Genomic DNA, 23,012 nt, shown 5'->3' with positions numbered 1-23,012 from the left:
TGCAGTGCACAGTCACGCTTGCGGCGAAAATGGGGAGGGTTTAGGACTGCCGGGGAACCCTTCGCATTTGCGATAGAGGTATCACTCAGCCGCCTAAGGATGGGAGATCTCATGGACGCCACCACGAATGCCGGATCAGCGAAACTCACCGTAGGTGACAAGAGTTTCGACCTGCCGATCCACGGAGGCACCATCGGCCCCGACGTGGTCGACATCTCCAAGCTGTATGGCCAGACGGGCCTGTTCACCTACGATCCCGGCTTCACCTCGACCGCATCCTGCGAAAGCAAGATCACCTATATCGACGGCGATGAAGGCATACTGCTCTATCGCGGATATCCCATCGAGCAGCTCGCCGAGAACGGCGACTTCCTGGAAACCTGCTACCTGCTGCTGTACGGCGAACTGCCGACCCCCGCGCAGAAGGCCGATTTCGATCTCTCCGTGACCCGTCACACGATGGTTCACGACCAGATGAACCGGTTCTTCCAGGGCTTCCGCCGCGACGCCCACCCGATGGCCGTCATGGTCGCCTCGGTCGGCGCGCTCTCGGCCTTCTATCACGACTCGACCGACATCTCGGATCCGCAGCAGCGGCTGATCGCGTCGATCCGGATGATCGCCAAGATGCCGACGCTGGCGGCGATGGCTTACAAATACACCATCGGCCAACCGTTCGTGTATCCCCAGAACGAACTCGACTACACGTCGAACTTCCTGAACATGTGCTTCGCGGTTCCCTGCGAAGACTACAAGGTGAGCCCGACACTCGCCCGCGCGCTGGACAAGATCTTCATCCTGCATGCGGACCACGAGCAGAACGCCTCCACCTCAACCGTCCGCCTGGCGGGCTCCTCCGGCGCCAACCCGTTCGCCTGTATCGCCGCCGGCATCGCATGCCTGTGGGGACCCGCCCATGGCGGTGCGAACGAAGCCGCGCTGAAGATGCTCACGGAAATCGGCCGCCCCGAGCGCATCCCCGAGTTCGTCGCCCGCGCCAAGGACAAGAACGATCCGTTCCGCCTCATGGGCTTCGGCCACCGGGTCTACAAGAATTACGACCCGCGCGCGAAGATCATGCAGCAGACCACGCACGAAGTGCTGAAGGAGCTGGGTATTAAGGACGATCCGCTGCTGGACGTCGCCATCGAGCTTGAGCGCGTTGCGCTGCACGATGAATATTTCATCGAGAAGAAGCTCTACCCGAACATCGACTTCTATTCGGGCATCACGCTCAAGGCGATGGGTTTCCCCACCGACATGTTCACCGTGCTGTTCGCCCTCGCCCGCACCGTCGGGTGGATCGGCCAGTGGAAGGAAATGATCGAGGACCCGAGCCAGCGCATCGGCCGTCCCCGTCAGCTCTACACCGGCGCCGCCCAGCGCGACTACGTGCAGATGGCCAAGCGCAAGTAGACTTCGTCCTTCGGGGGCCTCCCGAGATCGGGACCATGGAAAAGCGCGGCTCAGGCCGCGCTTTTTTCATTTCTGAAGATCGTTTCTCTGAAGGCTTAAAGGCCTATTCGCCCGACGCCCGCGAGGCGATGAGATCGAGCACCGCTTCGGCGGCCCGCAGGCTCGGCGCCGCGCCTTCCGTGCCGAAGATGTCGTCCAGGCGCTTGAAGGCGCTGAGCTGGCGCTGACGCTCCGGGCTGTCCGTGAGCACACGATCCAGTGCCGCCGAGATGGTGTCAGGCGTACCGTGATGCTGGAGGAATTCCGGCACCACATTGTCCTTCAACACGAGATTGGCCAGGACCACGCTCGTAACGGTGAGCACGTAAGGTGCGATCTTGGCCTCCCACCACGCCACCCGATAGGCGGCCACCGTGGGCACGCCGGCAAGCGCGAGTTCCAGCGTCACCGTCCCCGATGCCGCCAGTGCCGCACGCGCGGTGCGGAAGGCGGCCTGCTTTTCGGCGTCCGACGTGACGATCCGCACCGGCACCGGCCATTGCGCGACCATTTCCTCCACCATCGGCAGCAGGCGCGGCAAGGTCGGCAGGGTCAGCGTAAGCTCGTAACGCGCCGCGAGACGGCCCAGCGTCTCTCCGAACAAGCTGCCCAGCCGCGTGATCTCGCTGCGGCGGCTGCCCGGCAGGACCAGCAGATGATACGGCTGCGCATCGCGGCGCGCCTGCTCCGTGACTGATGGCCGAAGCACATCCAGCCGCTCCAGCAGCGGGTGGCCGACATAGATTGTCGGCGGGCCGCCAAGGCGGGCGTGAACCTCCGGCTCGAACGGCAGCAGCGCCAGCAGCCGGTCGATGGAGGGGCGCATGGCCTTCGCCCGGCCGGGGCGCCACGCCCACACGGTCGGCGAGACATATTTGACGATCGGCAGGTCCGGCAGGCGACGCCGGACGCGCGCCGCGACGCGATGGGTGAAATCAGGCGCATCCACCAGCACCAACACATCGGGCGGCGCCTTGACGATGGCCTCTACGGTCTCCGACAGCCGGCGCAGGATGAGCGGCAGCTTGCCGACCACCTGGTTGAAGCCCATGGCGGTGAGGTCATCCATGGGGAATTGGCTGTCCAGGCCCGCGCCCGCCATACGGCGCCCGCCGATGCCCCGGAACACCGCGCCTTCCGGCGTGATGAGTTGCAAGCCTTCCATCAGCGCGCCGCCGAGCTGATCGCCCGATTCCTCGCCGGCGACGATGAAGACATCCAGAGGCGGGACGCCCAGCAACATGATCAATGCCCGGACGCTGGCGGAATGCCGACGACGAACAGCCCGGCCTCGTCGGCCACCCGCACCAATTCCTGGGAATCGGGAACGATCACGCCGCCGGCCTCGAATGCGATGCCGGCAAGGCCGGCCTTTGCTGCGTGGCGCACGGTGGCGGGGCCGAGGGAGGGCAAGTCGATGCGGCGATCCTGCTCGGGCTTGGGTGCCTTCACCAGCACGCCATGGCCGGCGGGAAAGCGCAGGCGGCCGGTGGCGCGCATGTCGGCGTAGCGGGCGAGCACGGCATCCGTGCCTTCGGCGGCTTCGACAGCGGTGACGAAGCCATCCACCACGATCACCCCCTGACCCACATCGAACGGACCCAGCGTGCGGATCACCTGGAGGCCAAGAGCAATGTCCGCCTCATTGACGGCCGAAGGCGACTTCGCCCCCAGCGAGCCCTCAGGCAAAAGCAGGTCGGGGACCGCTTCATGGGCGCCCATCAGATGGAAGCCCTGCTCGGCCACAAGAGCCAGAACGCCCGACAACAGATGATTGTCGCCGCCTCGGAACAGGCCGGCAATCCGCGGCAGCATGCGGATCGTCGCCCAATCCATGCCCAGATCCCGCATGCGCGGCCGGGTGAGGCTGCCGATGATGACGACATCGCGCACGCCGAGTGCCCGCGCGCGTGTCGTTACGGTTCCGATCGAGCCGATGCGGAACCAGAAATGGGGATAGCGTTCAAGCGCGGGGTCGGCAAAGCCCTTCATGAGCGCAAGGACGACCTCCCGCCCTTGGGCCAGCACAGCCTCGGCGACAGCGGCTGGAAAGGCTCCCCCGCCCGCGACGATGGCGAGCGGCCCGCGCGCGGGATCACCGGCTCCGGTCCGCGCGGCGGTGGATGCCGGGGGCAAGGCTATTCCTCGGCGACGACGCCGCGCGAGGGACGACACAGCGGCCGCTTCTCCCCAGCATCGACGAAAGTCACGATGGCGCGGGCGAATTCCGATGTATCGACCTGCTCGCGCAGCTTGGCGAGCCGCTCCTCGAACACGCCTTGCCCGAAGAACAGGTCGCGGTAAGCCGCGCGCGCCTCGTGAAGATCGGAACGGGAAAATCCGCGCCGCTTCATTCCGATGGTGTTCAGGCCCACCAGCCGCGCCGCCTGGCCGAGCGCAAAACCGAAGGGGATGATGTCCTCGCGCACGCCGGTGATGCCGCTGATCATCGCCTGCGCGCCGATGCGCGTGAACTGATGAACCGCGCTCAGGCCGCCGAGGAACACATGGTCGCCGATTTCCACATGGCCGCCGATGGTCGCGTTGTTAGCGAAGATGACGTGATCGCCGACGAGACAATCATGCGCCACATGCGAACTCACCATCAGCATGCAGTGGTTGCCGATGCGCGTGACACCGCGCCCCGCGGCGGTTCCGGTATTCGCCGTGACATGCTCGCGGATCATGCAATCCGTGCCGATGACCAGCTCCGTGCGCTCGCCCTTGTAGTGCACGGATTGCGGCGGCGTGCCGAGCGAGGCGAACGGGAACACCTGGGTGCGGGCGCCGATGGTGGTCGCGCCCTGGATGTTCACATGGGAATGCAACGTCACGCCTTCGGCGAGCGTCACATCGGCGCCAACGACACAGAACGGACCGATGACCACGTCATCCGCGAGTTTCGCGCCGTCGGAAACGCGCGCGAGGGGATCGATCAACGCCACGTCAGAACCCGGTAATCATGGCGCCAACGCGCGCTTCGGCCACCAACTCACCGCGCACCCGGGCCTCGCCGCGATACCACCACATGTTGCGGCGCTTGGAGACCTTGGTCATGTGATATTCCAGCACGTCGCCCGGCACCACAGGGCGGCGGAACTTGGCCTCGTCGATGGTCATGAAATAGACGATGGGTGCAGCACCCTTGGGGATGCCGCCGTTGGCGAGAATGCAGATTACACCTGCGGTCTGCGCCATGCCCTCGATGATGAGCACGCCGGGCATCACCGGATTGCCGGGGAAATGGCCCTGGAAATGCGGCTCGTTGACCGTGACGTTCTTGATGCCCACGCAGGACGCTTCGCCGTCGATGCGCTCGATCCGATCCACCAGCAGGAACGGATAGCGGTGCGGAAGACAGGCAAGAATATTGCTGATGTCGGCACTCGCCAGCGTCTCCGCCGGGGCCGTCGCTTCAGTCACGCCCGCCTCGCTTGCCCCAGTCACGTCCCCGCTCATTGCTCCCCGCCCTCCGTTGAGCGATGTGCGCCCGCCGCGGCGAGGCGCTTCAAGGTGTTGACCTCGCGGAACCATTCGCGCACCGGCTTTGCCGGCGAGCCGCCCCAGCGGGCGCCCGCGGGAACGTCGTCCTTGACGTTGCTGGTCGCAGCGATCTGGGCGCCGCTGCCGATGGTGATATGGCCGATGACACCGGCCTGTCCGCCAATCATCACGAAATCGCCCAGCGTCGTGCTGCCCGAAATCCCGACCTGGGAGACAATGATGCAATGGCGGCCGATGACGACGTTGTGGGCGATCTGGACCAGATTATCGATCTTGGTCCCCTCGCCCACCACGGTGTCGCGCAAGGCGCCACGATCGATGGTGGTGCCGGCGCCGATCTCCACATCGTCCTGAAGCACGACCCGGCCGACCTGCGGCACTTTCAAATGCCCGCGCGCACTGGCCTGGAAGCCGAAGCCGTCCTGGCCGAGGCGTGCGCCCGCATGGATGATGACGCGGTTTCCGACCAGGGTGTGGATCAGGGTGACACCCACGCCGATCGCGCAATCGCGCCCGATGCGGACGTTGGCGCCGATGACAGCGGTGGCGCAGATGACGGTGCCGGAGCCGATTTCAACGTGGGGTCCAATCACCGCGCCGGGATCGACCGTCACGCCATCTTCCAGGCGCGCGCTCGGGTGGATGAAGGCGCCCGGGGCGATGCCCTGATGCTCGAACACCGGCTGTGGGCGCAGCGCGAGGGGAAACAGTGTGCGCGTCACCGCGACAAAGGCTTGGGCGGGACGTGGAGACACCAGGACCACGACGCCCTCAGGCGCGCCCTCGGCCAGCTTCTCGGTGGTGATGCAGACGCCGGCGCGGGTCGCCAGGAAATCCGGGCGATAGCGGACCGAATCGAAAAACGCGAGATCGCCGGGGCCTGCGTCCGCGAGCGTGGACACGCCGCGCACCACGATGCCCTCGGGCACGTCGGCGACCGGGCGCGCGCCTCCCAGCGACATCACCTCGCTAAGGCTAAGCGGTGTCGGCAGAGGGAAGAAGCGGGGATCTGTCATGGGCCAAAATACAAAGCGGGCGCCGCGCGCAGAACGCCGGCGCCCGCGTGAGAGGGGAAGATCAGAAGCGGGTGCCGCCGGAGAAGCGGAACGCCTGGGTCTGGTCATAAGCCGCCTGAGAGAGAACCCAGGCATAATCGAAGCGGAGCGGACCGAACGGCGACTGCCAGATCAAGCTCGCGCCGACCGAGGAGCGGATGCCGTTGTCGTCGGCGACGCAGACCGCACCGACGGCGTTCTTGGAGGCCGGCAAGCAGGTGTACGGCTGCACGCCATTGAAGTTGACCGGCCCGGTGTAATCCCAGAGCGAGCCTGCGTCTGCGAAGATCGCGCCCTTCATGCCGACATCCTTGGGCAGGAAGGCCAGCGGGAACTGAACTTCAGCCGATGTGCCCCAGTATGCGGTGCCGCCCAGGGAATCGAGCTGCCCGGTCGAGATATCGCGCGGGCCGATGCCCGAGGGTGCGAAGCCGCGCACCAGGTTCGGCCCCATGAAGAAGTTGTCCATGATGCGCATATCCTGGTCGCCCCACGCCGTCACATAGCCGGCCTGGCCACGCAGCGAGAGCACCCAGTCGTTGATGAGCGGGTAGTAGTAGCGCACGTCACCGGTGGTGCGGATGAAGTTCACGTCGCCGCCGACGCCGGCGAAGTCCTGCTTCAGTTCGGCAAACAGGCCGGAGGTCGGGTTGAGATTGCTGTCCAGCCCATTGAAAGACAGGGTGTAGCCAACCACAGAGCTGATCGTCGTTCCCTGGGCCACCGCCTCGATGATCGCCCACGACGCCTGCCCGTTACAGGTTGCGTAGATCGAGTCGTAGCCAAGCCAGATGCCGGTGTAGTTGTCGCAACCCAGGCTCAGCTCGCGCTGGTAGATATTGTAGCGCAGGGCCAGCGTCACTTCGTCGGTGATGGGCAGGCCGAAGCGAATGCCGGCGCCGAGCGTGTTGCTGCCGTAGGAGGTGTAGCTCGTCGGGCTGGTCTCTTTCCAGTAAAGGTCGAAACCGGCCGCGAGGCGATAACCCATGAAGTAGGGTTCGGTGAAGGAGAACTCGGCACCCTGGGCATACTGCCCGAGCGAGCCCGACACGCGGACATACTGGCCGCGACCGAGGAAGTTCTTTTCGCCGAGCGACACTTCGCCGATGAAGCCGTCAGCCGTGGAGTAGCCGCCGGAGACCGAGAATTCGCCGGTGGGCTGATCCTCAACGTCCACCACCAGGATCACGCGGTCCGGCGCGGAGCCGGGTTCGTTGGTGATCTTGACGGTCTTGAAGTAGCCGAGATTGCGCAGGCGACGCTCGGCCCGGTCGACCATGACGCGGTTGTAGGCATCGCCTTCGCCGAGGTCGAACTCGCGACGGATAACCCAATCGCGGGTGCGGGTGTTGCCGCGGATATCGATCCGCTCGACATAAACCCGCGGGCCTTCCTCGACCACGAACAGCACGTTGATCTTGCGGGTCTCGAAGTCACGATCGCCGCGTGGCCGCACCTGGGCGAAGGCGTAGCCCGCCTTGGACACCTCGATGGTGATGTTCTCGACCGACTTCTCAACCAGTTCGGCGTTGTAGACCTGGCCCGAGGTCATACGCAGGGCGTTGCGCAGGTTTGCTGCGGGCACGTCCTTGATGTTCGAGACGATGTCCACGGTGCCGAAGGAATACTGCGGACCCTCTTCGATTGTGAAGGTGATCACGAAGGCCTTGCCGTCCGGCTCAAGCTCGGCGCTGGCGGCGAGGATGCGGAAGTCCGCATAGCCGTTCTTCAGGTAGAAGCGGCGGATCAGTTCCTGGTCGGCGTTGATGCGGTCCGGATCATAGACGTCGGTGGACTTCAAGAACGACAGCCAGTTTGTGGTCGTCGTCGTGATGACGTCCTTCAGCTTGTAGTCGGAGAACGCCTTGTTGCCGACGAACTTGATGTCCTTGACGCCGACCTTGTCGCCCTCGTTCACCTCGAACACCAGATCGACGCGGCCGTTGCCGCGATCGATCGTGACGGGATTGACCCGCACGTCGTTCCGGCCGGAGCGGCGATAGACTTCGATGATGCGCTGGGTATCGGCCTGAACCGTGGCCTTGGAGAGCGTGCCGCGCGGCTTGGACTGAACCTCGCCGGCGAGAACCTCGTCCTTGATCTTCTTGTTGCCCTCGAAGGCGACCTTGTTGATCACCTCGTTCTCGGACACCCGCACGACCGTCCGACCGCCCTGCTGGGAGATGTTCACATCCGAAAACAGGCCTGTGGCATAGAGCGCCGTGAGCGCCTCGTTGACCTTGCCCGGCGTGACCGGACCGGTGCCGAAGTAGGAGCGGATGGTGTCCGCATCCACCCGGCGATTGCCCTCAACCACAATGTTGTTGGACTGCGCGGCAGCAGGGCTCGCGATGAGGAGCGAACTGGTCGCTGTCGTGAGCGCGACAAGCGTCGCAATGCCCAGGACGGCAGCCAGCTTCACGATAACCCGGACCGGAGCAGTCATATGGCACGCAACCTTGGTTTCGTTGTTCTCAAACCCGCGCTCGGGGAGCAGCAGATTCCGACCTTAACGGCGCTTGTACTAGCTTTTAACCGCACTGCAAACGCCTGAAGCAACAGCGGCTTCCCCTTTTCCGGCCACCGTGACCCATGAGCCACGGAAGCCGGCTTCCCATTCCGCTAAGTCAGCTTCGCCCAGTCAAATCCGCCCGTTACATGGTCGCCAGGTGGACGACGTCGTTCCAAGTGGCGAAAACCATCAACATCAACACAATCGCGAGCCCGATGCGGAACCCGATATCCTGCGTGCGGGGACTCAGCGGACGCCCCCGCACCGCCTCCACACCGTAAAACAAGAGGTGCCCACCATCCAAGAGCGGGATGGGAAAGAGGTTAAGCAATCCAATCGAAACCGACAGGACAGCCGCCAACGAGAGCAGCGCACCGATTCCATACGTTGCCACCTGCCCGGAAACCTGGGCGATACGGATCGGCCCGCCGAGTTGATCCGCCGATTCCCGGCCGGAGATCAGCCCGCCCAGATAGTCGAACGTGCGCGACACCACGAACCAGGTTTCCTGCGCGCCCAGGCCAACCGCCTCGACCGGGCCATAGCGGCGGGTGGAAACGTCGGATGGCGCAAGCGAGCGGGTGATTCCCAACAGGCCCATGCGGTGGACGTTGCCGAAGGCGTCCTTCATCTCGCGCATCTCCGGGGTCGCGGAGAGAGCGACCTCGGCGTTGTTGCGCTCCACGCGGAAGCTCAGCGGACGGCCGGAGGCGCCGCCGACGATGCGCTGCATGTCCGCGAAGCTCTCAACCGGGGCGCCGTCAATGGTCAGCACAAGGTCGCCCGGCTTGAAACCGGCCCGCTCGGCGGCGCTTGCGGGTGCCACCTGATCCACCCGCGGGGCTGTGACCTGACGGCCGAAGGTCATGAAGACCACGGCGAAGATGACGATGGCGAGGATGAAATTGGCAATCGGCCCGGCGGCGACGATGGCTGCGCGCCACGCCAGGGGCTGGAAAAAGAAGCTCTCGCGGCGCTCCCGAAGCGTCATGCGGGCCAGCGCCTCGGGATCCGGCTTGCTGGCGGCATCCTCGTCGCCGAAGAATTTGACATAGCCGCCGAGCGGAATGGCGGCGAGGCGCCAGCGCGTTCCGTGGCGGTCGTTGAAGCCGACCAGTTCCGGGCCAAAGCCCAAAGAGAAGGTCAGCACCCGCACGCCGGCGCGGCGCGCCACCAGGAAGTGACCAAGCTCGTGGAAGAACACCACCAATGTGAGGACAAACAGGAAAGGAACCAGATAACCGAGGAGAGACGTTCCCAGGGAAACCATACTCGTCAACACTTCCATCGTGTGATCCTCGATCGCTCCAGCCCGGCGCGAAGCGCGGGCGGGCCACTCCTGGCCGCAAAGGGAATCGCCCCGTCCGCTTGCGCGGCGGCACAACGCCCATCGTGGTCAGGAAACCCCTCGTCCCACCTGACTAAGATGCCTTTGCGGCAAACTTAGGCAAGAGTGAAAGCGCAAGACGCCGCGCTTCTGCATCGAGTGCAAGCGCCTCTGCAACCGAGGCGGGTGCCGGTGACGCCGGAAGCTTGGCCAGGGTCTCCTCGACAATCGCTGCAATGCCAAGCATTCCGATGCGCGATTCGAGAAACGCCGCGACCGCGATCTCGTTCGCGCCGTTGAGAATGGTCGGCGCGCTGCCGCCCGCCTCCATGGCCGCGACGGCGAGCCGCAGGGCGGGAAAACGCTCCAGATCGGGAGCCTCGAAGGTGAGGCGCCCCACGCGGGTCAGGTCAAGCCGCTTGCAGGCCGTGTCGATCCGCTCCGGGAAACCCAGGCAATGGGCGATCGGCACGCACATATCGGGCACCGCAAGGCCGGCGACCACCGATCCATCACGAAACGAGACCAGGCCATGCACCACTGATTCCGGATGCACCACGGTCTCCAACTGGTGCGCGGGAATGCCGAACAAATGGTGCGCCTCGATCAATTCGAGGCCCTTGTTCATCAAGGTCGCGGAATCGATGGTGATCTTCGCGCCCATCGACCAGTTCGGATGGCGCAGGGCATCGGCGGCCCCTGCCCGCGCGATCTCCTCCCGGCTCGCGGTGCGGAACGGTCCGCCCGACGCGGTGAGGGTGACGCGCTCCACATCCTCGCGACGGCCGGCGGTCAGGGCCTGGAACACCGCGTTGTGCTCGCTGTCCATGGGCAGCAGGACCGTGCCGGTGCGCGCGGCCTCCGCCATGAAGAAGGCACCGGCGGCGACCAGACATTCCTTGTTGGCGACCGCGACCCGCCGCCCCTGCCCGAATGAGGCGATCGTCGGCACCAGACCGGCGATCCCGGAGATCGCGGCGACCACGATGTCGGATGGCCGCTGCGCCGCGTCCAGCACCGCGCTCGGCCCGGCGCCGCAAGCGATGCCCGTGCCGGCGAGAAGCTCAGCCAGCCGCCGGCCGGCATTGGGATCGGAAATGGCGGCGAAGCGCGCGCCGAGATCGATGGCGGCGGCGGCGAGACCTTCGGGATCACGACCGCCGGCAACCGCCTCTACCCGAAAACGTCCCGGCGCGCCCTTGAGCACTTTAACCGTGCTCCGGCCGACCGAACCGGTGACGCCGAGAATGGAAACGCTGGCCATTTCCGGTCCTACCACAACAGGAGGCCGGACGCAGGCGCCTGGAAATTCCGCGCCAGTCCAAACAGGATCGCCACGAACACCGCCGCCGTGAACCCGTCGAGCCGGTCCAGTAAGCCGCCGTGGCCGGGAATGATGCTGCCGGCATCCTTCACACCGAAGGCGCGCTTGAAGGCGGATTCGGCGAGATCGCCGAGTTGGGCGGCGATGCTCAGCACGACACCGAGAACAATGGTCTCCGGCGCGAAGCGAAGCCCGGTCCCCATCAGCAGCCCGCAGCCGGCCAGCGTCCCGATCAGGGCCCCGCCGACCGCCCCGGACCAGGTCTTATTGGGAGATAGACGCGGCCACAGCTTTGGCCCGCCGATGGCACGTCCGACGAAATAGGCGCCGATATCGGTGCACCAGACGATGGCATAGATGAACAGCACGGCCGAAAGGCCGATGCGATCCTCGCCCCGCAGAATCAGAATCGGCAGGGCGGCGATGGCGGCGATCAACACCCCCGCGCCGCCGGACGTTGGCCTGCGGGTCAGCACTGCGCAAACGAGGATTGCGGCGAGCACGGCGGGGATCACGAATTCCTCGGCCGAGAGATATATCGCCGTTGCGCCGCCGACGATGCCGCACATGCCGACCAGCACATATCCCAGGCTCGGCTTCAGACGGGCCACGCCGCTCCACTCATGGAGAATGCCGGCGGTGGCGGCCATCCACAGCAGCACGAAGGGAAGGCCCCCGAGAAACGTCAGGCCAACCACGACGGGGATCATGATCAGCGCGGAGAGCGTGCGCCGCGCGAGATCCGACTTTGGGAGACCGCCAATCACGATCGCGCGCTGCCTGCGCGGGCCGTCACGCCGCCAAAGCGGCGATCACGCCGCGCAAATTCCTCCAGCGCCCCGAGGAGCGCGGCCCGATCGAAATCCGGCCAATAGATCGGGAGGAAAACGAACTCGGAATACGCCGCCTGCCACAGCAGGAAATTGGAAAGGCGCTGCTCCCCGCTGGTCCGCAGGATCAGGTCGGGGTCGGGAATGCCGGCAGTGTCGAGATGTTCCTCGATCTTCTCGACCGTCACATCCTCGATCTTCAGCACGCCGGCCGCCACCTGGGCGGCGATCTTGGCGGCTGCGCTGGCGATCTCCTGCCGGGCGCCGTAGTTGAATGCGACGATCAGCGTGAGCCCGTCATTATTCAGGGTCAGGCTTTCGGCCTCTTCCAGCAGGCCCGCGATATCGGCCGGCAGCGAGGCCCGCTCACCGATAATGCGCACGCGCACATTGGCGGCGTGAAGTTCGGCGATGTCGTGCCGGACGAACCGCTTCAGCAGGCTCATCAGCTCGGCCACTTCGCGCGCGGGTCGCGACCAGTTCTCGCTGGAGAAGCTGTAGATGGTGAGATAGCGGATGCCGATCTCGCGCGCCGCCCGCACACAGCGGCGCAGAGCCTCCAGGCCACGCCTGTGCCCCTCGAACCGGGGAAGCTTGCGGGAAGTCGCCCAGCGGCCGTTGCCATCCATGATGACGCCGATGTGGACGGGCACGCAGGCCGGAGCCTGCGCTTGCGTCGCCGAGGCGCCCTCCAGGATGGACATTGCCGCTCCCCCCATATCGGACCCTCTCAGACTGAGAGGATCTCCTTTTCCTTATGGGCCAGGGTCTGGTCCACTTCGGCAATGGTCTCGTCGGTCGCCTTCTGCACCTGGGTCGACATGCGCTCCAGATCGTCTGCGCTGATGTCGCCGTCCTTTTCCAGCTTCTTGAGCAGGTCCATGCCGTCACGACGGACATGGCGCACCGAGACGCGGGCGGCTTCGGTATATTTGTGCGCCACCTTCACCATTTCCTGGCGGCGTTCCTGGTTCAGCTCAGGGATGCGGATTCGCAGCACCTGCCCCTCGGTGTTGGGGTTGAGGCCGAGGTTGCTGTCGCGGATCGCCCGCTCGACGGCGCTCACCATGCCACGGTCCCACACCTGCACCGAAAGCATGCGCGGCTCGGGCACCGAAACCGTCGCCACTTGGTTCAGGGGCATATGGGTGCCATAGGCGTCCACATGGATCGGCTCCAGCAGGCTCGCGGAGGCCCGGCCGGTGCGCAGGCCGCTGAGTTCCTTGCTCAGCCCGGCGACCGCGCCATGCATGCGGCGCTTAAGGTCGGCGAGATCGAATCCCTCGTTGGACATGTCTTAACCTCAGTTCTTCATTTACCCGCGACGCCGGACAAAGCCCCGCGCTTCGCATGAACACGCCGCAAGGACGCATCCCGGATGAAACCGCCGCCCGGTGGCTAGGGCGCGACCACCGTCACGCGGCCTTCCCCCTTGGCGGCCGTGGCGATCGCTCCCGGCTCACGGATCGAAAACACGATTATCGGCAAGGCCGCTTCGCGGGCAAGGGCGAAGGCGGCCGCATCCATGACCTTGAGATCATAGGCCAGCGCCTGATCGTGCGTCAGGCGCTCGTAACGGGTCGCGCTGGGGTCGAGCTTGGGATCGGCGGTGTAGACGCCGTCCACATTGGTCGCCTTCAGCACGGCGTCGCAATCCAGTTCGGCGGCGCGCAGAACCGCGCCGGTATCGGTGGTGAAATAAGGATTTCCCGTGCCGCCCGCGAGCAGCACGATGCGCCCGCGCCGCAGATGCCGCATGGCCGGCTGGCGGGCATAAGGCTCGCACACCGTGGGCATCGGAATGGCCGACATGGTGCGCGCCGGCTCGCCGGCAGCCTCGACCGCCCGCTCAAGCGCGAGGGCGTTCATGACAGTGGCAAGCATCCCCATATGGTCGGCGGTTGCCCGGTCGAGATCCTCGCCGGCCACCCGCGCGCCACGCAGGATATTGCCGCCGCCCACCACCACCGCCACTTCGCAGCCGAGCGCGCGCGCGGCCACGAGGTCGCGGGCGATACGGGCAACGGTGGGGGGATGAAGGCCGAACGGCTCGGACCCCATCAAGGCCTCTCCCGAGACCTTGACGAGAATCCGCGGATAGGGAAGGTCTTTCATAGCCTCCCCTCCCGGTTCAGGACTGACCTGCGGCTGCGGCGACTTCCGCCGCGAAGTCGGTCTCTTCCTTCTCGATGCCCTCGCCGAGGACGTAGCGCACGAAGGACTTGATCTTGACGGGAGCGCCGACCGAACCTTCGCTCTCTTTCAGCACCTGCGACACCGACTTGGAGCCGTCGTGCACGAAGGCCTGCTCGAGCAGGGTGACTTCCTTGAAGAAGGTCTTGATGCCGCTCTCGGCGATCTTGTCCTGCACGTTGGCCGGCTTGCCCTGGTGCTTCTCCAGGAGAATGGCTTTCTCGCGGGCGATGGTCTCGGCCGGGATGCCGGACGAATCTAACGCCGTCGGGTTCAGCGCCGCGATGTGCATGGCGATCTGACGGCCGAGCACGGAGAGCTTCTCCACGTCGCCTTCGGATTCCAGAGCCACCAGCACGCCGATGCGGCCCATGCCGTCAGCAACCGCGCCGTGGATATAGCTGGCGATCACGCCCTTGGTGACCGAGAGCTTCTCGACGCGGCGCAGCGTCATATTCTCGCCGATGGTGGCGATGAGCGAGGACAGCTTCTCCCCGACCGTGATGGTCTCGCCCGGGAAATGGGCGGCGGCGAGCGCCTCGATGGTGCCGTCGGTGTTGAGCGCGATCTTCGCGGCTTCACGCACGAACGCCTGGAAATCGGTGTTGCGGGCGACGAAGTCGGTCTCGGCATTCACCTCAAGCGCGGTGGCGTAGTGACCCGAAGATTCGACGGCGACGAGGCCTTCGGCGGCCACGCGGCCGGCCTTCTTCGCGGCCTTGGCGAGGCCCTTCTTGCGCAGCCAGTCGATGCCGGCTTCGATATCGCCATTGGTCTCGGTGAGGGCAGCCTTGCAGTCCATCATGCCGGCGCCAGTCTTGTCGCGCAGCTCCTTAACGAGCCCTGCCGTGATCGCGGCCATCGTCTTAATCCTTCTTCTTCTCGCACCACGGCCGGCTGCGGGTCTTTCCCGAGCCGGCCGCCGGGGCGTTTGCCCCTTCTAAAACTTAAGCTCCGCGAAGATGTCACTCCACCTCGGCGGAAGCCTCCTTGGACTGGGCGATCCAGCTGTCGACGCGGCCGGGGAGCCCAACTTCTTCGCTGATCAGGTGCGCATCGTGCGCGTCCAAAACGGCGATCTGGGTCAGGTGGAAGATGCCGAGGTCATTGAGCTTCTGCTCGATTTCCGGGCTCACGCCAGGCAGCTTCTTGAGATCGTCGGCAATGCCGCGCGGGCCGGAGAGCGGCTCGAACGAGGTCCAGATGGACACTTCTTCGACCGGCAGGTCTTCCAGCAGCGGGGCGGTGGCCGCACCCGCATCACCGAAGTCACCAGCGCCGCGCCCGATGCCGTCGATGGCGGCGCGGGCGATCAGATCGCAATAGAGCTGGATCGCGCGGCCGGCGTCGTCGTTGCCGGGGACCGGGAAGGTGATGCCGTTGGGATCGCAATTGGTGTCGAGGATGGCCGCCACCGGGATGCCGAGGCGCTGGGCCTCCTTCACGGCGATGTCTTCCTTGTTCGTGTCGATCACGAACAGCAGGTCGGGCAGGCCGCCCATGTCGCGGATGCCGCCGAGGGCGCGGTCGAGCTTGTCCTTTTCACGGGACAGCGTCAGGCGCTCCTTCTTGGTGTAGCCGGAGCCCTGCTCCGGACCCGCCAGCATCTCTTCTAGCTTCTTCAGCCGGGCGATCGAGTTGGAGATGGTCTTCCAGTTGGTCAGCATGCCGCCGAGCCAACGGGAGTTCACATAATACTGCGCCGAACGACGGGCGGCATCGGCCACCTGGTCGGCCGCCTGGCGCTTGGTGCCGACGAACAGCACCCGGCCGCCGTTGGCCACCGTGTCGGACACGGCCTGCAGCGCGCGATGGAGCGCGGGCACGGTCTGCGACAGATCGATGATGTGAATGTTGTTGCGTACACCGAAGATGTATGGGGCCATCTTCGGGTTCCACCGATGGGACTGATGACCAAAGTGAACGCCAGCTTCAAGCAGCTGGCGCATCGAATAATCGGGAAGCGCCATTTCAGTATTCTCCGGTTGAGCCTCCGCGGACGTACCCCCGACCCGTCTGGGACGAAGGCACCGGATGGCCGTAATGGCCGAATGTCCGCGTGCGGAATGGCGCGGCTTATAGGCGAAGGGGGTGAAAGAGGCAAGGGTAGCGGCCTGCCAATTGCCAAAAGCGGGCGCTTGTACCTCTCCCCCGGCCGGTGATCTTCCGGGAATAGACCTGTGGCACGGATGCAACCTGCCGGCGACAGCGAATACGGAGGTTATTAAATACCGCCCAACGCCGATTCTTGGTGGTAGCGTCTGATATTGCTTAAGTTGGGGCTTGTAGAATGGCGTCCACCGTCGAAATCGCGAATTCCTCATTTCTTGATCTCGGTAGCTATCAGAGCGTCGATGCCGACGTCGATGTCGCGACCGCCTACGGGCTAACCACCACGGGAGCGGCGCCCGCAGGCGACGGGTTCATGGTCGCCCTGGTGCTCGACCGGGCGAATCCCGTCACGTTTCTGGACCAGAGCTGGGGCGAGCGGCAGCAGACGATCAGCGATTTGAACGCCAGCGGCACGCTGTGGTCCACCTACGGCGCCAGCCAGAGCACCTTTGACACCGTCACCACAGCGCTACAGGGCATGGGCCTGACCATCGTCGGCAATGCCGAGGGGCAGGACGGCTACGTCACCTCTGCGGAATCGCGCACCATCTGGGTCGAGCTGTTCGCCAGCGATTTCGAAACGCTGTTCGGCAAGGAGCTGATGTCCGGCAGCAACAGCGAGGGCTCGCTGCTCTACTGGAACGGCAATCTGACCCTGCCGGACACGATCGCCTCCTCGGTGGTGGGCATTTGGCCCGACTACAACATTGATCCCGCCATCAGCAATCAGACCGACGCGTCCATCCCCCTGGAGCAAGGCGCGCAGAGCCAGGGCAACAACACCACCGCCACGACCGACTTGTTTCCCCAGGACATCGCCGCGCTTTATAATTTCCCCCTCACCGGCACCGGCCATGAGACCGGCACCATCGGCGTGATCGAGCCCGGCATCGGCGATGCGGTCGAGCATATTGCCGAGGACGGCACGTTCCAGGAGCGGTTCGACACCTATCGGGCAACCGCCGGCGTCGGCGGCACCGCCGAATATTACGTCAAGAATCGCGACAACCAGTCCTATGACGGCGATGCCGCCGGCGAACGCTCGCTGGACGTCGGCATTATCGGGACCGTCGTGCCGGAAAGCCGGGTTGGCCTTTACGTCGGCTCAGGCGACACCGTCTTCACCTCCTACCAGACCGCCATCTGGGACACCGAGAACGCGCCGGAGGTGATTTCTTCCTCCTGGAGCGACGGCAACCTCATGTCGCCCGACTCGCCCTTCTACCGGGCCTATCGGGAATTGTTCGTGGATGCGGCCCTCGCCGGCATTTCCATGTTCAACGACGCCTATGACGGCGGCTCCGGCAACGAGACCGCAACCGGCGTGCCGAGCCTGTTCACCGGCAGCATGAGCCCCTACGCCATGGTGGTGGGTGGAACATCCCTGTCCACCAACGCCGCCGCCGAGGCCGACACCACCTTGACGGATCTGGTCCAGCAGGCAGCCGGCAACGACCTTTCGACCATATGGAGCCTGATCCGCGGCGGCCTCACCCAATGGTCGGCGGATGCCACCCAGCAGAGCACCTTCATCGAGACGGTGTGGAACCAGTATTTCCTTCAGGGCGATACGCTGACCTACAGCTATCTCAGCAATGCAACGACATCGGGCGGCGTCGACACCACGCAGGACACGCCGTCCTACCAGACCGATTTCGGCATCCATCCCGTCAGCGATTCTCCTGATCCCCATGTCGGACGCGGCGTGCCGGATGTCTCAGCCAATGCCGGCGGGAACCTGGAATATCTCGCGCCCGGTGAGGACATGCTGGACGTCACCGGCTCCGGCGGCACCAGCGCGGCAACGCCCCTCTGGGCGAGCCTTGCCACTGAGATCAATGCGATCTTCACCGACCAGGGCCTGCCGGTGTTGGGCTATGCCAACGATCTCTATTATCTCGCCGCCGCCATCGCGCCGGCCTCGTTCAACGACATCACGCTCGGCAACAACATTTCCAGCTACACGCTGGGCGGCAGCTATCTCGCGCAGACCGGCCCCTGGGATAACCCGACCTACACGCCCATCACCCCGACAGGCTTCGGCTACGAAGCGCAGGAGGGCTATGACCTGACCACCGGCCTCGGGTCGCCCAATGGCGTCCTGCTGGCCCGCGCGCTCAGCACCATCGCCCATTCGCAGATGTATTTCGACCTCACGCCGATTCTGGTGGAGAGCGGCGGCGAGGGTGCGACCTGGAGCACCGGCGCCACGGAAAGCCTGCTGTTCCAGGCGAACCTCACCGGCAATGACGGATGGAGCCTGTCTCTGGACAGCGTCTCCTACACATTTTCCAGCACCGACGCGCAAGCCTATGCCTGGACTGCGTCCATGGCCCAGCAAAGCCTCCAGTCCGACTTCTCGTCCGCGCTGGTGACCATGTTCGACGGCTATGCGCACAGTCAGATCTATCAGGTGACAGCCGAAGCCGGCAGCGATCTCGCCATTTCCATCGGCGGCGTGGCGGCCGATGCCTATCAGGCGGCGCTGACCTCGAACTACGGCTTCGTGGACTTCGCCACCGCGGACGGCTCCTCGGTCGAAGTGGCCCGCGCGGTGGCACTGGCCACCACCGCAGGCGGCGCGGACGACCAGGACGTGGTGGTGCGCATGCGCCAGAACGGCATGAACGACATTTCCGTCTCGTTCTATGAGGTGGACAATTACGCCGGCGCCATCAACGGGGTATTGCCGGGCGAACCGGGCTATGCCGCGTTGGCGGCCGCCCACGCCTACGCCACCACCGGCGGACAGACCTCGATCTCGGGCGGCGGCTATGGCGCTTTCAGCCAGACGGAGATCGTCGGGGTGGATGCAGGCGACCTCGTCGCCATGAAAATCACCAGCGCCGGCCAAACCTATTGGGCCTTCGCCTCCGCCAACGAAGTGGTGGACGGCGCGAACGTCGCCCACATGTGGAGCTACGGCCTCAATACCTGGGGCTGGGAAGACCTCTATGGCGGCGGCGACCACGATTACAACGATCTGGTCGTCCAGCTGGACTTCACCAGCGCCTCCGGCAGCGGCCTGCTGGTTTAGGCCGCCTCCACCGAGACCACGCCGGGGATCGCCTTGATCGCCCCGGCGATCTGCGGCGAGACCGGGTAGCGGCCCTCCAGGCGGATTTCCACCTCGGCCTTCCCCTCCTCCATGAGCAGGATCAGGCTGACCTCGCCGTCACCCTTTCCACCAGAGAGGCGCTTGGAGATTCCCTCCAGCGGCTCGGGCGAGCGCACGAAGATGCGCAGCGCCTTGTGGTGGCGCGCCGTGGCCTCGTCCAACCGCTCGCAGGACTGGATGCGCACGCGCACATCCTCGCCCTGGAGTTCGGCCGCAACCATCATCAACAGCGGCGTGCCGGGCTCCAACAGGTCGCGGTAATGCGCGAGCCCTTCGGAAAAGATCACCGCTTCGAACGTGCCGGAGGGATCGGAGAGGCCGACGATGCCCATGCGTGAACCGGACTTGGTGCGCCGCTCCTGCCGCGACACCACTGTCGCCGCCAGCCGGCCCGCCGCCGCGCCGGACCGGACAGCGCGCGAGAAGTCGGAGAAAACCTGCACCCTCAGCTTCTTCAGCGCGGGGGCATAATCGTCCAGGGGATGGCCGGTCAGGAAGAAGCCGATGGCGTCGAACTCTTTCTGGAGCCGCTCTGGAGCGTCCCACGGCGCGGCCTGAGGCAGCGGCAACTCGGCTTTTAAACCCACATCCAGGAAGCTGCCCTGGCCGGAAGCGGCTTCATCGCCCGCCTTCGCTGCATGGCCCATAACGGAATCCAGCGCCGCGAACACCCGCGCCCGGTTCGGCTCCAGCGTGTCGAAGCAGCCGGCGGCAGCTAAGCTTTCCAGCGTGCGCTTGTTGACGATCTTCGCCGGCAGGCGGCCCGCGAAATCAGCGAGCCCCTTGAACGGTTTGTCGCCGCGCGCCGCAACCAGAGCGTCCACCGCGCCCCCGCCGACACCCTTCAGCGCCGCCATGGCGTAGATGATCTTTCCCTCCACCACCGCGAACTCGCGCGCCGAGAGGTTGATGGAGGGCGGCACCACCTGGATGCCGAGGCGCTGCGCCTCCTGGCGGAATTCGGCGAGCTTGTCGGTGTTGCCCATGTCGAGGGTCATGGAGGCCGCCAGGAACTCGGTGGCGTAGTTCGCCTTCAGCCACGCCGTCTGGTAGGCGACGATGGCGTAGGCTGCAGCGTGGGATTTGTTGAAGCCGTAGTCCGCGAACTTCGCCAGCAGGTCGAAGATGGTGTCCGCCTGGGCCTTCGGCACCCCGCGCTCCTGCGCGCCGGAGACGAAGCGCTCGCGCTGCTTTTCCATTTCCGCGCGGATCTTCTTGCCCATGGCACGGCGCAGCAGGTCGGCCTCGCCGAGCGTGTAGCCGGCCAGCGCCTGGGCGATCTGCATCACCTGTTCCTGGTAGATGATGACCCCGAAGGTCTCCTTCAGATACGGCTCGATCTTGGGGTGGATATAATCCGGCGTCGCCTTGCCGTTCTTGCAATCGCAATAGACCGGGATGTTGGCCATCGGGCCGGGCCGATAGAGCGCCACCAGGGCGATCAGGTCTTCGACGCGGTCGGCCTTCATGTCCACCAGGGCGCGCCGCATGCCCGCGCTTTCCACCTGGAACACGCCCACCGTCTCACCGCGCGCCAGCATGGCGTAGGTCTTGGGATCGTCGAGCGGGATTTGCGTCATGTCGAGTTCGATGCCGCGCTGGCGGATCAGCTTCGCCGCCTTCTCAATGACCGTCAGCGTCTTCAGGCCGAGGAAGTCGAACTTCACCAGTCCGGCCTGCTCCACCCATTTCATATTGTATTGGGTGACCGGCATGTCGGACTTGGGGTCGCGATAGAGCGGCACCAGTTCGTGCAGCGGCCGGTCGCCGATAACGATGCCGGCGGCATGGGTGGAGGCGTGGCGGTTCAGCCCTTCCAGGCGCACGGCGATATCGAACGCGCGCTTGACCACCTCCTCCTGGTCCTGCGCCGCCTGAAGGCGCGGCTCGTCATGGATCGCCTGCTTCAGCGTGACGGGCGCGGCCGGATTCTGGGGCACCAGCTTGCAGAGCTTGTCCACCTGGCCGTAGGGCATTTCCAGCACCCGGCCGACGTCGCGCAGCACACCGCGCGCCTGGAGCGTGCCGAAGGTGATGATCTGCGCCACCTGCGCGCGCCCATAGCGCTGCTGGACGTAATGGATCACCTCGTCGCGCCGGTCCTGGCAGAAGTCGACGTCGAAATCCGGCATGGAGACGCGATCCGGATTCAGGAACCGCTCGAACAGCAAACCGAACCTCAAGGGGTCAAGGTCGGTGATCTGGAGCGAATAGGCCACCAGCGAGCCCGCGCCCGAGCCACGGCCCGGCCCGACGGGAATGTCGTGCGCCTTGGCCCATTTGATGAAGTCCGACACGATCAGGAAGTAGCCGGGGAACTTCATGCCGGAGATGACGGAGATTTCGTAGGCGAGGCGATCCTCATAGGTCGCCACATCAAGACCCGGCGCCGGGCCGTGCTTGGCGAGGCGGGCTGCCAGCCCTTCCTTCGCCTGGCGCCCCAGTTCCGCCGCCTCGGCCTCAAGCGGGTCGGTGCCCGTGACATCGCCGGTGGTGAAGCGCGGCAGGATCGGCTTCACCGTGCGCACCCGATAGGCGCAGCGCCGGGCGATCTCCACCGTGTTCGCGGTCGCTTCCGGCAAGTCCGCGAACAGCTTCAGCATTTCCGCGCGGGTCTTGAAGCGGTGCTCGGGGGTGAGACGGCGGCGGTCGCCCTCCGACACCATCCGCCCCTCCGCGATGCAGATCAGCGCGTCATGGGCCTCATAATCGCCATGCGAACCGAAGAACGGCTCGTTCGTCGCGACGATGGGCACCGAGCGCGCATAGGCAAGATCGAGCAACAGCGGCTCGACAAGCCGCTCCGCATCGGTGCCGTGGCGCTGAAGCTCGACATAGAGGCGGTCGCCGAACATATCGATCAGCCGGACGAGCCGCTCGGCGGCGATATCGCCCTGCCCGGCCGCCAGCGCCTTGTCGATCGGCCCGGCCTGCCCGCCGGTGAGGGCGATCAGCCCGTCATTGGCGGTCGCCAGCCAATCGAGCGCGATGCGGGGTTCTTCGTCGCTGGGCGTCTCCATGAACGCGCGCGACACCAAAGTCATGAGATTGCGCCAGCCGGCTTCCCGCGCCGCCAGCAGAACGAGGCGCGGCTTGCGCGCCGGCACACCGCCGCGCGGCCCCGGCAGATCGGCGAGGTCCAGCGCCAGCGAACAGCCGACGATGGGCTGGATGCCCGCCCCCGCCATCTTCTCGCTGAATTCCAGCGCGCCGAAGAGATTGCCGGTGTCCGTCAGCGCCAGCGCCGGCTGCGAATCTGCCTTGGCAAAATCCGCCAGCTTGCCGAACGACATCGCCCCCTCCAGCAGCGAATAGGAGGAGTGCGTGTGCAGATGGACGAAACCGGGATCAGGCATGGGGTCTCATTTACACGAGTCGAGGCGCCCCCAGAGTAGCGCGGATCACCCTCGCTTCCACGCGGGACCTTGCCTTGCCCCCGCTATCCTCCGAACATCGCGCCTCTTTCCCCGGCCAAGCGAAAGCGCAGCTTGAGCGCAGAGCCGGGGTCCAGCGCAAAAGACCGCCGAAGGCGCTTCGCCCCATCATCGACGCCACGCGGCGATGATGCAGAACGCTGTTTGC

The 23,012-nt window shown here is 65.4% G+C and carries 17 protein-coding genes; 2 read left to right on the top strand and 15 right to left on the bottom strand.

The window, feature by feature from the left end:
• The first annotated feature begins 111 nt into the window (after window positions 1–111).
• Complete coding sequence (gene gltA / locus ADADO0_RS18195; RefSeq protein ID WP_511306621.1) at window positions 112–1,416, top strand: citrate synthase; 1,305 nt, start codon at window positions 112–114, stop codon at window positions 1,414–1,416.
• 103 nt (window positions 1,417–1,519) lie between these two features.
• Here the strand turns inward: gltA and lpxB are convergent, their stop codons facing one another.
• The 14 genes from lpxB to ADADO0_RS18125 form a co-directional block, all read right to left on the bottom strand.
• Entirely contained in the window at window positions 1,520–2,698 is a 1,179-nt protein-coding gene (gene lpxB, locus ADADO0_RS18190) for a lipid-A-disaccharide synthase (RefSeq protein WP_511306620.1), read from the bottom strand.
• A gap of 2 nt (window positions 2,699–2,700) precedes the next feature.
• Window positions 2,701–3,591 carry an LpxI family protein gene (locus ADADO0_RS18185; RefSeq protein ID WP_511306619.1) on the bottom strand — a complete coding sequence of 297 codons (891 nt, stop codon included), beginning with the start codon at window positions 3,589–3,591 and terminating at the stop codon, window positions 2,701–2,703.
• Window positions 3,592–3,593: 2 nt separating this feature from the next.
• Window positions 3,594–4,400 carry an acyl-ACP--UDP-N-acetylglucosamine O-acyltransferase gene (lpxA, locus tag ADADO0_RS18180; protein WP_511306618.1) on the bottom strand — a complete coding sequence of 269 codons (807 nt, stop codon included), beginning with the start codon at window positions 4,398–4,400 and terminating at the stop codon, window positions 3,594–3,596.
• A gap of 1 nt (window position 4,401) precedes the next feature.
• A complete protein-coding gene (gene fabZ / locus ADADO0_RS18175; RefSeq protein ID WP_511306617.1) occupies window positions 4,402–4,914 on the bottom strand; it encodes a 3-hydroxyacyl-ACP dehydratase FabZ in 513 nt (170 codons plus the stop codon).
• Window positions 4,911–5,975, bottom strand: a complete 1,065-nt coding sequence (lpxD, locus tag ADADO0_RS18170; RefSeq protein WP_511306616.1) for a UDP-3-O-(3-hydroxymyristoyl)glucosamine N-acyltransferase — start codon at window positions 5,973–5,975, stop codon at window positions 4,911–4,913. Before lpxD ends, fabZ begins: the two co-directional genes overlap by 4 nt.
• A gap of 61 nt (window positions 5,976–6,036) precedes the next feature.
• Complete coding sequence (gene bamA, locus ADADO0_RS18165; protein ID WP_511306615.1) at window positions 6,037–8,460, bottom strand: outer membrane protein assembly factor BamA; 2,424 nt, start codon at window positions 8,458–8,460, stop codon at window positions 6,037–6,039.
• A 208-nt stretch (window positions 8,461–8,668) separates the two neighbouring features.
• The gene (gene rseP / locus ADADO0_RS18160) at window positions 8,669–9,814 is read right to left on the bottom strand and encodes an RIP metalloprotease RseP (RefSeq protein WP_511306614.1); all 1,146 of its coding nucleotides are present in this window, start codon (window positions 9,812–9,814) and stop codon (window positions 8,669–8,671) included.
• Window positions 9,815–9,947: 133 nt separating this feature from the next.
• Entirely contained in the window at window positions 9,948–11,117 is a 1,170-nt protein-coding gene (dxr, locus tag ADADO0_RS18155; protein ID WP_511306613.1) for a 1-deoxy-D-xylulose-5-phosphate reductoisomerase, read from the bottom strand.
• 8 nt (window positions 11,118–11,125) lie between these two features.
• The gene (locus ADADO0_RS18150) at window positions 11,126–11,944 is read right to left on the bottom strand and encodes a phosphatidate cytidylyltransferase (RefSeq protein ID WP_511306612.1); all 819 of its coding nucleotides are present in this window, start codon (window positions 11,942–11,944) and stop codon (window positions 11,126–11,128) included.
• The gene (locus tag ADADO0_RS18145; RefSeq protein ID WP_511306611.1) at window positions 11,941–12,726 is read right to left on the bottom strand and encodes an isoprenyl transferase; all 786 of its coding nucleotides are present in this window, start codon (window positions 12,724–12,726) and stop codon (window positions 11,941–11,943) included. The genes ADADO0_RS18150 and ADADO0_RS18145 overlap by 4 nt, the downstream gene beginning before the upstream one ends.
• Before the next feature lie 11 nt (window positions 12,727–12,737).
• Entirely contained in the window at window positions 12,738–13,301 is a 564-nt protein-coding gene (frr, locus tag ADADO0_RS18140) for a ribosome recycling factor (protein WP_511306610.1), read from the bottom strand.
• A gap of 104 nt (window positions 13,302–13,405) precedes the next feature.
• The gene (pyrH, locus tag ADADO0_RS18135) at window positions 13,406–14,122 is read right to left on the bottom strand and encodes a UMP kinase (RefSeq protein WP_511306609.1); all 717 of its coding nucleotides are present in this window, start codon (window positions 14,120–14,122) and stop codon (window positions 13,406–13,408) included.
• Between the two features lie 16 nt (window positions 14,123–14,138).
• Complete coding sequence (gene tsf / locus ADADO0_RS18130; RefSeq protein WP_511306608.1) at window positions 14,139–15,062, bottom strand: translation elongation factor Ts; 924 nt, start codon at window positions 15,060–15,062, stop codon at window positions 14,139–14,141.
• Between the two features lie 103 nt (window positions 15,063–15,165).
• Entirely contained in the window at window positions 15,166–16,170 is a 1,005-nt protein-coding gene (locus tag ADADO0_RS18125) for a 30S ribosomal protein S2 (RefSeq protein WP_511306607.1), read from the bottom strand.
• Between the two features lie 320 nt (window positions 16,171–16,490).
• Here ADADO0_RS18125 and ADADO0_RS18120 point away from each other — a divergent pair, with 320 nt between their 5' ends.
• Window positions 16,491–19,349: a DUF4114 domain-containing protein gene (locus ADADO0_RS18120; RefSeq protein ID WP_511306606.1), complete on the top strand. Its 2,859-nt coding sequence runs from the start codon at window positions 16,491–16,493 to the stop codon at window positions 19,347–19,349.
• On the opposite strand, the gene dnaE is transcribed toward ADADO0_RS18120, so the two are convergent.
• Entirely contained in the window at window positions 19,346–22,786 is a 3,441-nt protein-coding gene (gene dnaE / locus ADADO0_RS18115; protein ID WP_511306605.1) for a DNA polymerase III subunit alpha, read from the bottom strand. The two genes, ADADO0_RS18120 and dnaE, sit on opposite strands and share 4 nt — an antisense overlap.
• Window positions 22,787–23,012: the final 226 nt, after the last annotated feature.

The sequence above is a fragment of the Aquabacter sp. genome (genome assembly GCF_965279295.1).
Taxonomy (GTDB): domain Bacteria; phylum Pseudomonadota; class Alphaproteobacteria; order Rhizobiales; family Xanthobacteraceae; genus Aquabacter.
This window is presented reverse-complemented; position numbering and strand designations above follow the sequence as displayed.

Bases quoted from the DNA above. Each gene is read 5' to 3' on its own strand.
- gltA (WP_511306621.1), top strand. From the start codon at position 112: ATGGACGCCACCACGAATGCCGGATCAGCGAAACTCACCGTAGGTGAC.
- lpxB (WP_511306620.1), bottom strand. From the start codon at position 2,698: ATGTTGCTGGGCGTCCCGCCTCTGGATGTCTTCATCGTCGCCGGCGAG.
- fabZ (WP_511306617.1), bottom strand. From the start codon at position 4,914: ATGAGCGGGGACGTGACTGGGGCAAGCGAGGCGGGCGTGACTGAAGCG.
- lpxD (WP_511306616.1), bottom strand. From the start codon at position 5,975: ATGACAGATCCCCGCTTCTTCCCTCTGCCGACACCGCTTAGCCTTAGC.
- bamA (WP_511306615.1), bottom strand. From the start codon at position 8,460: ATGACTGCTCCGGTCCGGGTTATCGTGAAGCTGGCTGCCGTCCTGGGC.
- rseP (WP_511306614.1), bottom strand. From the start codon at position 9,814: ATGGAAGTGTTGACGAGTATGGTTTCCCTGGGAACGTCTCTCCTCGGT.
- dxr (WP_511306613.1), bottom strand. From the start codon at position 11,117: ATGGCCAGCGTTTCCATTCTCGGCGTCACCGGTTCGGTCGGCCGGAGC.
- ADADO0_RS18145 (WP_511306611.1), bottom strand. From the start codon at position 12,726: ATGGGGGGAGCGGCAATGTCCATCCTGGAGGGCGCCTCGGCGACGCAA.
- frr (WP_511306610.1), bottom strand. From the start codon at position 13,301: ATGTCCAACGAGGGATTCGATCTCGCCGACCTTAAGCGCCGCATGCAT.
- pyrH (WP_511306609.1), bottom strand. From the start codon at position 14,122: ATGAAAGACCTTCCCTATCCGCGGATTCTCGTCAAGGTCTCGGGAGAG.
- tsf (WP_511306608.1), bottom strand. From the start codon at position 15,062: ATGGCCGCGATCACGGCAGGGCTCGTTAAGGAGCTGCGCGACAAGACT.
- ADADO0_RS18125 (WP_511306607.1), bottom strand. From the start codon at position 16,170: ATGGCGCTTCCCGATTATTCGATGCGCCAGCTGCTTGAAGCTGGCGTT.
- ADADO0_RS18120 (WP_511306606.1), top strand. From the start codon at position 16,491: ATGGCGTCCACCGTCGAAATCGCGAATTCCTCATTTCTTGATCTCGGT.
- dnaE (WP_511306605.1), bottom strand. From the start codon at position 22,786: ATGCCTGATCCCGGTTTCGTCCATCTGCACACGCACTCCTCCTATTCG.